The organism is Pseudomonas sp. B21-040 (genome assembly GCF_024748695.1).
GTDB lineage: Bacteria > Pseudomonadota > Gammaproteobacteria > Pseudomonadales > Pseudomonadaceae > Aquipseudomonas.
The window spans coordinates 4,440,800-4,453,308 of record NZ_CP087176.1 but is presented as its reverse complement, the minus strand read 5'-3'; the positions used below and the strand labels follow the sequence as shown (position 1 = coordinate 4,453,308).

At 60.5% G+C, this 12,509-nt stretch carries 10 protein-coding genes; 5 read left to right on the top strand and 5 right to left on the bottom strand.

Annotated elements, in window-relative coordinates:
- The first annotated feature begins 167 nt into the window (after positions 1 to 167).
- Together LOY55_RS20350 and LOY55_RS20345 are read left to right on the top strand one after the other, a co-directional pair.
- Positions 168 to 1,493 (top strand): MFS transporter, encoded by a 1,326-nt coding sequence (locus tag LOY55_RS20350; RefSeq protein ID WP_109786633.1) that lies wholly within the window; start codon positions 168 to 170, stop codon positions 1,491 to 1,493.
- 69 nt (positions 1,494 to 1,562) lie between these two features.
- Positions 1,563 to 2,954 carry an FAD-dependent oxidoreductase gene (locus tag LOY55_RS20345; RefSeq protein ID WP_223522534.1) on the top strand — a complete coding sequence of 464 codons (1,392 nt, stop codon included), beginning with the start codon at positions 1,563 to 1,565 and terminating at the stop codon, positions 2,952 to 2,954.
- A 5-nt stretch (positions 2,955 to 2,959) separates the two neighbouring features.
- Here LOY55_RS20345 and LOY55_RS20340 read toward each other — a convergent pair whose 3' ends face one another.
- On the bottom strand, positions 2,960 to 4,360 hold the full coding sequence (locus LOY55_RS20340; RefSeq protein ID WP_223522535.1) for a type VI secretion system Vgr family protein: 1,401 nt from the start codon (positions 4,358 to 4,360) through the stop codon (positions 2,960 to 2,962).
- Between the two features lie 232 nt (positions 4,361 to 4,592).
- On the opposite strand from LOY55_RS20340, the gene LOY55_RS20335 reads away from it, so the two are divergent.
- Complete coding sequence (locus LOY55_RS20335) at positions 4,593 to 5,300, top strand: YebC/PmpR family DNA-binding transcriptional regulator (RefSeq protein ID WP_046032546.1); 708 nt, start codon at positions 4,593 to 4,595, stop codon at positions 5,298 to 5,300.
- A 126-nt stretch (positions 5,301 to 5,426) separates the two neighbouring features.
- On the opposite strand, the gene LOY55_RS20330 is transcribed toward LOY55_RS20335, so the two are convergent.
- From LOY55_RS20330 to LOY55_RS20315, 4 genes are all read right to left on the bottom strand, one after another.
- Positions 5,427 to 6,740, bottom strand: coding sequence for a protein kinase (locus LOY55_RS20330; protein ID WP_223522536.1), 1,314 nt, complete (start codon positions 6,738 to 6,740; stop codon positions 5,427 to 5,429).
- An 80-nt stretch (positions 6,741 to 6,820) separates the two neighbouring features.
- On the bottom strand, positions 6,821 to 7,951 hold the full coding sequence (zapE, locus tag LOY55_RS20325) for a cell division protein ZapE (RefSeq protein ID WP_223522537.1): 1,131 nt from the start codon (positions 7,949 to 7,951) through the stop codon (positions 6,821 to 6,823).
- A 124-nt stretch (positions 7,952 to 8,075) separates the two neighbouring features.
- Complete coding sequence (locus LOY55_RS20320; RefSeq protein WP_046032544.1) at positions 8,076 to 8,828, bottom strand: anti-sigma factor; 753 nt, start codon at positions 8,826 to 8,828, stop codon at positions 8,076 to 8,078.
- Complete coding sequence (locus LOY55_RS20315) at positions 8,825 to 9,331, bottom strand: RNA polymerase sigma factor (RefSeq protein ID WP_109786628.1); 507 nt, start codon at positions 9,329 to 9,331, stop codon at positions 8,825 to 8,827. The genes LOY55_RS20320 and LOY55_RS20315 overlap by 4 nt, the downstream gene beginning before the upstream one ends.
- A 290-nt stretch (positions 9,332 to 9,621) precedes the next feature.
- On the opposite strand from LOY55_RS20315, the gene LOY55_RS20310 reads away from it, so the two are divergent.
- Entirely contained in the window at positions 9,622 to 11,175 is a 1,554-nt protein-coding gene (locus LOY55_RS20310) for an amino acid adenylation domain-containing protein (protein WP_223522557.1), read from the top strand.
- On the top strand, positions 11,172 to 12,497 hold the full coding sequence (locus tag LOY55_RS20305) for a hypothetical protein (protein WP_223522538.1): 1,326 nt from the start codon (positions 11,172 to 11,174) through the stop codon (positions 12,495 to 12,497). Before LOY55_RS20310 ends, LOY55_RS20305 begins: the two co-directional genes overlap by 4 nt.
- The last annotated feature ends 12 nt before the right edge of the window (positions 12,498 to 12,509 follow it).

Sequence of the window (12,509 nt, the reverse complement as noted above, 5' to 3'; positions counted from 1 at the left end):
CTCAGTCGATCAGCATCGGTGGCCATGAGCCTGTGCGTGTAACAGCAGGACTCATCTGACCGGTATCGCTACAGGGAATCCGCGATACCGCAGTGCTCAACAATAAAAACACAGGCGTTTTCTTCCAAATTCTGCCGGCACACTCACACCCTGAGGTCAGAACCACAATGAATAATCACATCGGCACCATCAAGCGTTGGCGCGTGCAGATCTTCGCGATCACCTGGCTCGCCTACGCTGCTTTCTACTTCACCCGCAAAGCGTTTTCCGTGGCAAAACTGGGGATCGCCGAAGACCCCACCTTCATGCTCGACAAAATGGCCATGGCCAACCTCGACGCGATCTACCTGGCGGCGTATGCCCTCGGGCAATTCACCTGGGGCCTGCTTGCCGACCGCTTTGGTCCCCGGGTCGTGGTGCTTGGCGGGTTACTGATTTCGGCGGCGGCTGCGCTGGTGATGGGCAGCTTCGCGACACTGCCGATCTTCGCCACCTGCATGTTGATTCAAGGCCTGGCGCAGTCCACCGGTTGGTCGGGGCTGTGCAAGAACATCGGCAGTTTCTTCCCTGCACAGCAGCGCGGAAGGGTGCTTGGGTTGTGGAGCTCCTGCTACGCCTTTGGCGGGTTGGTGGCCTCGCCGTTTGCCGGTTGGTGGGCCTACACGCTCATCGGCACCTGGCATGCGGCGTTCATTTCCAGTGCGGCGGTGGTTGGGCTGGTCGCCGTGCTGTTTTTTATTTTTCAACGCAACAAACCGCAAGACGTCGGTCTGCCGGCGGTGGACATCGAACCTGAGTTGACGGCTGAAGAGGCTGACGCCCAAAGCAGGATCAGCGTTCTGCAACCCCTGAAGGAAATCCTGCGCAACCGCACGGTGCTGGTGTTGGGTCTGGCGTACTTTCTGCTGAAACCGGCGCGTTACGCCATTCTGTTGTGGGGCCCGGTGATCGTTTTCGAACAGATGCCGACGGTGGGCAAGGTCGGCGCGGCGATAATTCCGACTGCGTTCGAACTGGCCGGATTGCTCGGGCCGATTCTGCTGGGGCTGGCCTCGGACAAACTGTTCGGCGCTCGCCGCATGCCGGCCTGCGTGATCAGTCTGTTGGCGCTGACCGTGTCTCTCGCCTTGTTCATGGGCGCCCTGCATACCGGCAGTGTCTTGCTGGTGGTGGCCTTGCTGTTTGTCATGGGCCTGACCCTGTACGGGCCGGACTCGATGATCAGCGGCGCGGCGGCGATTGATTTCGGCACCGCCAAGGCAGGCGCGACGGCGGCAGGTTTCGTCAACGGTTGCGGTTCGGTCGGGGCAATTCTCGGTGGGTTGCTGCCAGGTTACTTCGACTCGGTCACGGTGTTCATTGTCTTCGCCGGCTGCGCGTTGTTCTCGGCCCTGGTGTTGATCCCCCACTGGAACAGCCGCCCGGCTGGCCTGCGTGCCAATTACCCGTTCGTGCCCAATCGGGCGATGGCCATCAAACCCCTGCGTACCTGAACCCTGTCCCTTGCAGCCTGCTGCGCTGGCGGCAGGCTTGCGTGTGGGTATCTGACTGGAGATTTTCCCATGAGACCCTTTTGGCTGGACCAAGCCTTAAAGGCTGATACGTCCGACACCTGCCCGGCGCTGGAGGGCAACACCCGCGCGGATGTGTGCATTGTCGGTGGCGGCTACACCGGGTTGTGGACTGCGATCATGCTCAAGGAGCAGAACCCGGAACTCGATGTGGTGCTGATCGAAGCGGACATTTGCGGTGCCGGCGCCAGTGGCCGCAACGGCGGTTGTGCGTTGTCGTGGTCGGCCAAGTACTTCACGCTGGAGCGGTTGTTTGGCGTCGAAGAGGCGGTGCGCCTGGTCAAGGAATCCGAGCGCAGCATTTACGCGATTGGCACCTTCTGCGAGCAGTACGGCGTGGACGCCGATTTCCGCCTCGATGGCACGCTCTATACCGCGACCAATCACGCCCAGTGCGGCTCGACCGATGCGGTGATTGCCGCGCTGGCGCGCAACGGCATCAACTCGTTCACCCAACGGCCGGTCGCCGACGTGCAACGCATGGCCGGTTCCCGAAAGCACTTGGAGGGCTGGTTTTCGCCGGCCGCCGCCAGTGTGCAGCCGGGCAAACTGGTGCGCGGCTTGCGCCGGGTGGCGTTGCAATTGGGCGTGAGAATTCACGAAAACACCGCGATGACCGGGCTGGAGGAGGGCACGCCGGCAGGGGTGGAAACGCCGAAAGGAACGGTCTGCGCGGATCGGGTAGTGCTGGCGATGAACGCGTGGATGGCCCGGGCGTTCCCGCAGTTCGAACGCAGCGTGGCGATTGTTTCCAGCGACATGTTGATCACTGAACCGCGGCCTGATCTGCTCAATGAAATCGGCCTGACCAGCGGTGTCACCGTCCTCGATTCGCGGATTTTCGTGCACTACTACCACAACACCCCGGACGGGCGAATCATGCTCGGCAAGGGCGGCAATACGTTTGCCTACGGCGGGCGAATGCTGCCGGTGTTCGATCAGCCGTCACCGTACGCCGGGTTGTTGAAGGACAGCTTGAGTGAGTTCTTTCCGGCGTTTGCCGGGGTCAAGGTCGAGGCCACCTGGAACGGTCCGTCGGATCGCTCGGTCACCGGTTTGCCGTTCTTTGGCCAGATGAGCGCCAGCGGGAATGTGTTCTACGGGTTCGGGTATTCCGGCAGCGGCGTTGGTCCGTGTCACATGGGCGGGCAGATTCTTGCCTCGATGGTCCTTGGGCTGGACAACGCCTGGACTCGTTCGCCATTGGTGAACGGCCCGCTGGGGTTCTTCCCGCCGGAGCCGATCCGTTACCTCGGTTCCCTGATGGTGCGCAACGCCATCCGCCGCAAGGAGCGCGCTGAAGATCACGGTCGCCGACCACGGCATCTGGACGTGCGCCTGGCCAAATTGGCGGCGGCGGCCGGCAAAGCGGACAAGGGTTGAGGGCTTTAGCGACGGATCAGCCAATCGAGCAGTAAACGCCCGTCGCTGCGTGGTCGATAAGCGGCACCCGGTTTGGGCGGGCGGCCAGCGGTGGCGCACAACACCGGGCGATCCGGGTCGCTGTCGAGAAAACTGATGAGCACCTCGGTGCCGGCGATTGGCAGCCAGTGCGGATCCCTCCGGCCGTCCGGCAGGGTGAGGGCTACAGGCAGCCACAGGCCGGCTGATTCGTCCCCGTCGTCTTCGAGCGTTGGCCATAACCTGATGTGTATCCGGCCTTGGTCATCCAACTGCGCCGGCTGCCCGATCGGCCCTAGCACGCGCGCCGTCTGATACCCCGGAATGCTCGGCCGGGGCTGTGTGCGCGGGGGCCTGAATTCCGTTGACCAGGGAATCGCGGTGAATTGATTGCTGTAGCGCCGGGGACGTTGATCGGCAAGGATTGAAGGCTGCTGTCCCTGGTGCCGGACTTCTGTGATCAGCCACTGATCGTTGAAGCCCGCCAGTGGATGCCCCGTCACTTGTACGATGCTTCCACTGCGCAAGTCGGATTCATTGCATCGGCCTTCAATCTGCTGATGGTGGCAGCGCATTCGCTCCAGCAACCGCCGACTGAGCTGCTCACTGTGCGCCTGCTCGGGGGACGGACGAGCGGTTGAAGGAGATGTGGCTGCAATGGCGTGGTTGGCCGCGCCGTCATCGATTGCCTGAGTGCCGAGGTTGTGGACAATGCGGCGTTCAGGTTGGGCGCGCGCGCCATGACGCTGGAACAGCTCATGGATTACCGGCGCAGAAATCTGCTCAATCGAAGTGTCCTGGAAGGGCAGCCGCAGCGGTTCCTGCGGAAATTTCTGAGTGTCATCGGCCAGCACCAACACATGCCCGTCGTGCCGATGTTCGAAGTGATAGTGGATGCCTTCTTCTTCGCAAAGTCGCTGCAGCAGTTCCAGGTCGGTCTCTTCGTACTGAATGCAAAAAGGTCGGGGTGGGTAGTGCCCGGTTGCCAGATCCAGGCGATAGCTGGTCTCGGGCAGTGCATGTTCCTGGAACAACCGATGCAGGATCGCCGGCACACTGAGGCGATCGAACACCCGACGTGAGCAGTGACGGTCGAGGTTTTGCAGGTAGGGCACCAGGACAAGGTGATAGCCAATGCGATGCGGGCCGCGATGTTCAAGGCTGGCGCTGTGAACAATACCGTGAATGCCGCTGTGATCGCCCAAGTTCAGATAAGCCGGTTGTTGCAGCAGCCGGTCGAGGTTGATCGCCGGTGCCAGGCTGATCATTTCAATGCTGAACCGATAGGGCTGGTTCAGGCCTTCAGCGCCACTGAACTGCAACACCTGCAGGCGCAATCCGCTTTTGAGGAGGGTCAGGGTGTAGAGACTTTCCTTGTCGTTGTGCATTGAACACGCTTCTGCCATGGAATGGGACGCGAAGGGTACGAAACCAAGCCCCACAATGGTCACCGCAAATCGGCATTTCAGAATCGTCCTACGAGTGCTGGTGAATATGTCGATCGGCGAGGGCGCTAAATCAGTCCGCATTTTTTGGTCGATTGCCAACTTTAGGCCGTATAAACTTGCACAACGCGTCGGCCAATAGATGTCTCGGCGCCACAGATCAAGAGAGTGAGTAATGGGCGCACAGTGGAAGGTTAAACACAAAGAAGCGGCATCCAACGCCAAAGGCAAGATTTTCGGCAAACTGGTGAAAGAAATCACCATTGCTGCGCGCAACGGTGCCGATACCGCCACCAACGCACATCTGCGACTTGTGGTTGAACAGGCCAAGAAAGCCTCGATGCCCAAGGAAACCCTCGATCGCGCGATCAAGAAAGGCGCGGGCCTGTTGGGCGAAACCGTGCAATACCATCGCGTGACTTACGAAGGCTTCGCCCCGCACCAGGTGCCGCTGATCGTTGAATGCGTGACCGACAACATCAACCGCACCGTGGCGGAAATCCGCGTGGCGTTCCGTAAGGGCCAACTGGGTGCTTCCGGCTCCGTGGCGTGGGACTTCAACCATGTCGGCATGATCGAGGCGTCCCCGGACAGCCCGGACGCCGACCCTGAAATGGCGGCGATTGAAGCCGGTGCCCAGGACTTTGAGCCAGGTGAAGAAGAGGGCACGACCCTGTTCCTGACTGAACCTGCGGACCTCGACGCGGTGCAAAAAGCCCTGCCGGAGCAAGGTTTCACGGTGTTGTCGGCGAAACTGGGCTATCAGCCGAAGAACCCGGTCAGCGGATTGAGCGATGAACAAATGGCTGAAGTCGAAGCGTTCCTGGAAGGCCTCGACAACCATGATGATGTGCAGGATATGTTTGTGGGTCTGGCTGGGTAATTTGACTCTTCAGTAATACCGCTATCGCGAGCAGGCTCACTCCTACATTGGATCTCCGTCATACACAGATCCAATGTAGGAGCGAGCCTGCTCCGGGCGGCGTTGCGACGAATGACCGCGAAGCGGTCACCGATCCTGCAGCTCCCGCACAATCTCGCTGAACCCCGGTCGTTTCAGCACATCTGGCTGACAGCAGCGCTCCTGCAACACTTGCAGCTCCTCGCGCGCGATATTGCTCAACCCCGAGTCGATGCGTTCCAGCAGTTCCCCCAGCAACACACCAAATGCCCGCACCTCGATGCGCTGCAGCGCCCGGCTTTCATGGCTGTCCACCGTCGCGTGGAAAGACGCGGCGCCAAAATCGCCCAGCAGGCAATCGCCGTGCTCGTTCCACAGGATGTTGTGGCCATAGAGGTCGCCGTGGGTGATGCCTTGGCGGTGCAAATGCCTGGCCGCCGAAGCAATGCCATGGGCAATGCGTAAGGCCACGCCCGCACTGAAACGGGTGTTTTCGGTGTAGATGTCGCGGGTGCAGGACGCCAGGCTTGGCAGCGCGGCCAGGTTGCGATAACTCGGGTCGATCAGTTGCATCACCAGCCCGGCCTGCTGCTCGGGATGACCGACGATTCGGCCTTTGACCTGGATCAGGTTGGGGTGAAGGCCTGCGGTGATGCAGGCGTTCATTTCGTGCAGCGGTGAACCATCGCTGGTCATTTCGCCCTTGTAGAGCTTCACCGCGACCGATGTCTGCGGATGCCCCTCCGGGCTCCAGGTCGCCCGATGAATCACCCCCGAAGCGCCTTCGCCCAGCAACTGTTCCAGACGCAATTGGTCCCACTGGATAAGCGGCGTGGCTTGCAGCGCAGCCGCATCGGCTTCGGTTTCCAGGGGGTTACCGGCGTACGCCAGCCAGGTCAGGCTGGGCAAGGTCAGCAGCCATTCGGGAAGTTCGCTGAGCTGATTGGCGGCGATGCGGATCAGTTCGAGCCGATGGCACTGGCTCAAGCTTCGCGGCAGGCGCTGCAAGCGGTTACCGGCGAGCATGAGTTTTTGCAGGTAGGGCCGCTCGCCCAGTTCCATTGGCAGTTCGGTGATGCGGTTGTCGGTCAGGATCAACCAGCGCAGCAACGGTGGCAGCGCGGCGGCCGGGACCGTTTCGATGGCATTGGCCTTGAAGCCGATCATCGTCAGCGCGGCGCATTGGCCCAGGCACGCAGGCAGCTCGGTGAACAAGTTGTCCGAGCAGAACAGCACGCGTAAACGGGTCAGGCGATGGAGGTCATCGGGCAGGCTGCTCAGGGCATTGCCGCTGAGGTTGAGCACTTCCAGCGAGTCCGCCAGGTCGAAGATTTCCCGGGGGAACTCTGTCAGGCCGCAGGCCAGGTCCAGGCGGGTGATGCCAGTCAGTTGGCCGGCGCGCAGTTGGGCGAGGGTATCCATGAGCGGGTTCGCTTTTGATCAAGTGAAGGCGCAGGGCCCCGGAAATGGGCGACATGATAACGGTAAAGGGGGCGCGCTTGTCAGGCCGTTGCGCGCACTTCCAGCAACTGCCCCAGACGGCTACGCGTGCGGGCCAGATCGATGGCATCGCCGCCCAGGTTTTCGCGCAGTGATTGCAGGCCGAGCAATGTCAGGTGCTTGTCCTGATCGTATAAAACGTCGATCAAATTGATGAAACGCTGCTGCGCGGCGATTGAACAGTCGGCCAGGTTGGGCAGTTCGTCGATGATCCAGTGATCGAAGCGCCGGCACAGCTCCAGATAATCCATGACGGCGGTAGGGTGTTCGCACAGGTCGCCAAAGGTGAACGCGATGGTCCGTTCTGCGCAGTGCTGCGCTTGCAGGTGGCGGGTGCCGACCGCTAGTTGCAATGGCGTGGGGTTGCGTTCGGGCAGGTTCAACGCCTGACGTTGTGCGACGCTGCCCGGCCAGACATACCGGCCCTGGGTGAACACCTGTTGCACGTGCGTTCGCACCTGACTGCGGTAGTCATGCGGGCCGCCGACTTCCATCACGTGCATGCGGGCGTGGATCAGGTCGATGACCGGTTTGAAACGCGCATGGTAGAGCGGGTTGGGCAGCAAGCCTTCCGGCGGGTAGTTGGACGTCACCAGCAACAGGATGCCGCGACGAAACAGTGCCTTGAACAGTCGCGTGATGAGCATCGCATCGCCGATGTCATGGACGTGAAACTCGTCGAAACACAACACCCGGCAATCGTTCAGCAGCTCATCGAGGGTGGATGCCAGCGCATCGGGCTGATCGCGATGGATGAACATGCCCTGGTGCAATTGCGCAAAAAACTCATGGAAGTGCAGGCGCTGTTTTGCCTCGATAGGGATCGCCTGGAAGAAACCGTCGAGCAACCAGCTCTTGCCGCGCCCGACCGCACCATGCAAGTAAAGACCGGGCGGCGTTTTCGCCGACGCACCCAGCAGCGCCGTGGCGTGCTGTGCCATGCAGTCGATCACGCGCTGCTGGCTATGGCTGAGGGTATAACCCTGGGCATGGGCCTTTTGCCGAAAGTAGTCGTGGACGGCTTTACCTGCCGCCATCCCGCAGGCAGGGGCCGCGAGCGTCTTGCCGAACAGGCCGCGCAAGGAAGGCAAGCGCGGTGTGAGTCGCGAACGGTCAGGCGGTCGAGCGGCCATGGTCATGTCACCCCGAAATCGTCAGGCCGGCTCCCCGAGCAGCGGCGGCGTAGTGTAACCAGTTGGGGAATTTCCCTTCCAGTCATGTCGACGGACGCCGCGTTTTACACCCACCTGAAACGAATCAGAACTGCACCGTTTTCTTGAGCATCTGCGCTGCTGGCGTGTCGCTCGGGCTGACCATCGCATAGTTGTAGCCGCCGCCGGACCAGTACTCGGCCTGCAACTCGCCGTCGCTGCGACTGCCTCGTGGCAGCAAATTGTTTTTCGGGCCTGGTGGGCGCACGTAGAAGCTGATCTTGTGCCCGCCCTGATCCTCGTAAACCACCATGGCCGCCGGCCCTTGTTCGGTACTGAGCAAACGGCCGCTGACCGGTTTGAAGCCTGAACTCGACAAGTCAGGCAGGCGATGGGCCTGGGTGAAATAACGGTCGAGCCAACCTTGCATGTCGCCGTCGGCGACGGCTTTGTAGTCCGCCGGCAGGATGCCTTGCTGGGCGATCAGGCGATAAGCCTGCATGGCATCGGCCATCGGCGTCTGGGCGCTGGCCAGGGTCATCTCGCGCGCTTGCCAGCCGCTCAATCCACCCACGGCAACAGCGATCAACAGCACCGCCGCGCTGGCCAGATGACGACGGGACTGGTGTTTTAGGCGCTGGCGAATCAGCGCCGGGTCGAGGTCCTGATTGACGGGGAGTTGCAGCGTGCCGCTCAGGGCGGCGCGCAATTGTTGAGCATCCTGCTGCCAGGCGCGCACTTGCACGGCCACTTCAGGGTGACTGGCCAGATAGGTTTCCATCAGGTGTCGGTCGGCGTCGTTGAGCTGGTGATCGACGTAGGCGTGCAGGTCACGCTCGCTCGGGGGCATGCTGATCATTTGAGTATCCGCAGAGAAGGGCTGGTGATTTCGCCGTCGCTGAGCTGGCGCAAGGCCTGGCGTGCGCGGGACAGGCGGGACATCACGGTGCCGGTAGGGACGTTGAGAATCGCGGCGACCTCTTTATAACTCAAACCTTCCACCGACACCCAGAGCAGCAGCGCGCGCTGTTCGGTGGTGAGCTGATCGAAGGCTTGCAGTGTCGATTGGGCAATCACCGTGCGCTCGACCGATGGTTGTGCGTCGTCACGCCCGGTAAAGAATTCGAGCATCCGCGCATAGCGCCGGGAACGGCGGTGGGCATCCAGAAACTGGCGATAAAGGATTGAAAACAGCCAGGCGCGCAAGTCGCCCTCGGGGCGTTTGTCGCCCCAACTCGACAGGGCGCGCTCCAGGCTCGACTGCACCAGATCGTCGGCAGCGCTGGGATTGCGCGTCAGCGACACCGCGAAACGCCGCAGCCTGGGAATGATTTCTCTGAGTTGTTCGTCGATATCGTTCATGGGGAAGGGTGTGTCTTGAGTCAGTGAAGGGCGGCATTGACAAGGAAGACGCCGGCTACTGCAGGTTATTCCCTCTACTGGAAAAGAAAATCCCACGGTCCACTTTCTGTAGGACTGTTCCTGTCTGGTTGTAATCCATGTAACGGCATCAAGCGTCGTGGCTCAACCCTCATAACAAGCGCAACCGGCACTCAGTTCAGCCGGCCTTGAGCTTACACATTGAGCCCGTTGAGACTTTTTTCATGCAAGAGCACGCAATCACCCTCAAACCAGCATTAGCCTATTGTGCGATGCCTGTGTCCGCAGTCGATCAGGAGCTTTGGCAGCCTTTTGCTTGTGGGCCGACGGTCAAGCCAGCGTTCTCCTTGATTCATCATGCAATCGAAGCGCAAGCCGTGACCAACCCACAAGGTGTTGCGGCCCATTGCCTGGGTGAATCCATCACCTACCGAGAATTGAACAGACAGGCCAATCGACTGGCTGCCTTGTTGATAAAGGAAGGCGTCAATCCAGGTGATCACGTTGCCTTGTTCGTGGAACGGTCGATCCCCATGCTGGTAGGCATGTTGGCTGCGTTGAAAGCAGGTGCGGCCTACATTCCCCAGCACGTGGGGATCACCCCTGCGACGCAATTGCGCCACATCATGGAGGTTGCCGACACACGTTTGGTGCTGACGCTGTCGAACCTGCAGTCGCAGATTCCCCTGACTGCGGCGCAGCACTGCATTTGCCTTGATACGTTCATGTCCGAGGCGTCAATGCAATCGGACGAATTGAACGTGGCCTGTACGCCGTTAATGACCCCGGATCACCTGTGCTTCCTTTTGTTCACCTCCGGTACCACCGGACAGCCCAACGGGGTTCGGGTTACCCAGCGTAATGTCTGCAATATTCTGCTGACGGAACCTGGCAACCTCGGCATGAAGCCTGGGCTCAAGGTCGGGCAGATTCTAAACATCGCCTTCGATATGGCCGCCTGGGAGATTTTGGGTTGCCTGGCCCATGGCGCGACGTTAATGATCCGTGGCAAAGACATTGCTCAGACTGCCGAACAATGCGATGTACTGATCGCCACGCCGTCGATTCTCGGCACACTCGATCCGGCACGTTGCCAGCAGGTCAAGGTCGTTGCCGTTGCCGGTGAGCCGTGTCCACAGCCCCTGGCCGATCGCTGGTCTTCGTTCTGCATTTTTTTCAATGCCTGCGGACCGACCGAAACCACCATCGTCAACACCATGCAGCGCTACCAGACCGGTAAGGCCCTGACCATCGGCAAACCCACGCCCAATAACACGGTGTACGTACTCGATGAAAACGGTCGACCTTGTGCCACAGGGGTGCAAGGGGAGATGTGGGCTGGCGGGGATTGCGTGACGGCCGGATACCTGGGGAATACCGCTCTCACTGCCGAACGTTATCGCCCCGATCCCTTTCTCGGTGAGAACCGGATGATGTTTCGCACTCGCGACCTGGGACGCTGGACAGAAGATGGCGAGCTCGAACACTTGGGGCGCGTCGATGATCAAGTCAAGGTGCGGGGTTTTCGGGTTGAACTCGATAGCGTGTCCGCGGTGCTGGAGTCGTGCGCCTCCTGCGAGAGGGCGGTCACGCTGAAACTCGACAGTCGTCATCTGGTTGCCTTCGTCAGCCCCGCGTCCACCGATGTCGAAGAGGCGAGACGTCTCTGCGAGGAGCGCCTCGCCTACTATTGCGTACCTTTGTTGATCATCGCTGTGGACCACATTCCCCTGACGTCACGGGGTAAAGTCGACAAGCGGCTGCTGCTGGAACAAGCGCAACAGGCCAGGCTTGATGTCAATGTTGTACCAACGGTGAGCGCATGAGCACCGCCGGCGGTCTACCCGCCAAGCGTGCGATTTGGCGACGGCTCGGAACGCTGTCGGTGTTCTCTCATTACAACCGCCTTGTGGCATTGGTACTGGTACTTAATGGTGCCGCGCTGGCGCATGGGTTGAACGCGGGGCAATGGTGGACCCCCTCCGGTGTTGCACTGGAAATGCTGGCGGGGTTGGTGTTGGCGAATCTGTCGTTGGCGATTTTGATTCGTCAGCAATACGTCATCAACCTGCTGTTCTGGCTAGCCACCCGGGCTCCCACCCGTTGGCCGCTGCCGATTCGTCGTTCATTGGCCAAGGTCTATCACTTTGGTGGGCTGCACAGCGGCGCAGCCTTGGCAGCCATTGGCTGGTTCGTGGCATTGCTAGGCTCATTGGGTTGGCATTGGATTGATGACAAGGGCGGCGTTTCGGCAGCGCTTCTGTGGGTGAACGCAGCACTGCTGGGCGTGTTGTTGCTGATAGCGACCATGGCGCATCCCGGGATTCGCTCACGTTTGCACAATGGATTCGAACGAACACATCGCTTCGGTGGCTGGACGGCGCTCGCTTTGTTTTGGGTATCGACCTTTGTGTTTGCCCGTGATCAGAACCCGCAAGTGCCGTTGCAAGAAGTACTGGCCACTTCTGTTCCCTTTTGGATGCTGGTGGTCCTGACGTTCAGTATTGCGCTGCCATGGCTGCGTTTACGCAAAGTGCCGGTGCAGTTACTCAGGACTTCATCCCACGCTGTGATTGCCCGGTTCGGGCATGTCACGCCGTTTGCAGGTTCGTCAAACGCCATCAGTCTCAATCCGCTGCTGGAATGGCATTCGTTTGCCAACATTCCCGCGCCGGGGCAGGCCGGTTTCCGCCTGATCATTTCCCGTGCCGGGGACTGGACCGGCGAATTCATCGAGCAAATGCCGACTCACGTCTGGGTCAAAGGCATTACCACCGCCGGTGTGGCGCACATAGAAACCCTGTTCAAGTCGGTGGTGTATATCGCGACCGGTAGTGGTATTGGCCCGGTGCTGCCTCATCTTCTTGCCAGGCAGGTACCGATACATCTGATCTGGTCGACCCGCAACCCACGCAAAACCTACGGTGACGAACTGGTGGAGGAGATTCTCCGGGCCGAGCCCGACGCCTTGATCTGGGACACCGATGTGCTCGGCAAACCCGATCTGGTGCAACTGGCCTATGACGCAGTTCAAGCGACCGGTGCAGAGGCCGTGATCTGCATTTCCAACCAGGCACTGACTCAACGTGTGGTCGAGGAAATGGAAGGTCGGGGTATTCCGGCCTATGGCGCGATCTGGGATTCCTGAGGTGTGAGCAAG

Coding starts and splice junctions, on each gene's coding strand:
- LOY55_RS20350 (WP_109786633.1), top strand. CDS start 168: ATGAATAATCACATCGGCACCATCAAGCGTTGGCGCGTGCAGATCTTC.
- LOY55_RS20345 (WP_223522534.1), top strand. CDS start 1,563: ATGAGACCCTTTTGGCTGGACCAAGCCTTAAAGGCTGATACGTCCGAC.
- LOY55_RS20340 (WP_223522535.1), bottom strand. CDS start 4,360: ATGCACAACGACAAGGAAAGTCTCTACACCCTGACCCTCCTCAAAAGC.
- LOY55_RS20335 (WP_046032546.1), top strand. CDS start 4,593: ATGGGCGCACAGTGGAAGGTTAAACACAAAGAAGCGGCATCCAACGCC.
- LOY55_RS20330 (WP_223522536.1), bottom strand. CDS start 6,740: ATGGATACCCTCGCCCAACTGCGCGCCGGCCAACTGACTGGCATCACC.
- zapE (WP_223522537.1), bottom strand. CDS start 7,951: ATGGCCGCTCGACCGCCTGACCGTTCGCGACTCACACCGCGCTTGCCT.
- LOY55_RS20320 (WP_046032544.1), bottom strand. CDS start 8,828: ATGATCAGCATGCCCCCGAGCGAGCGTGACCTGCACGCCTACGTCGAT.
- LOY55_RS20315 (WP_109786628.1), bottom strand. CDS start 9,331: ATGAACGATATCGACGAACAACTCAGAGAAATCATTCCCAGGCTGCGG.
- LOY55_RS20310 (WP_223522557.1), top strand. CDS start 9,622: ATGCCTGTGTCCGCAGTCGATCAGGAGCTTTGGCAGCCTTTTGCTTGT.
- LOY55_RS20305 (WP_223522538.1), top strand. CDS start 11,172: ATGAGCACCGCCGGCGGTCTACCCGCCAAGCGTGCGATTTGGCGACGG.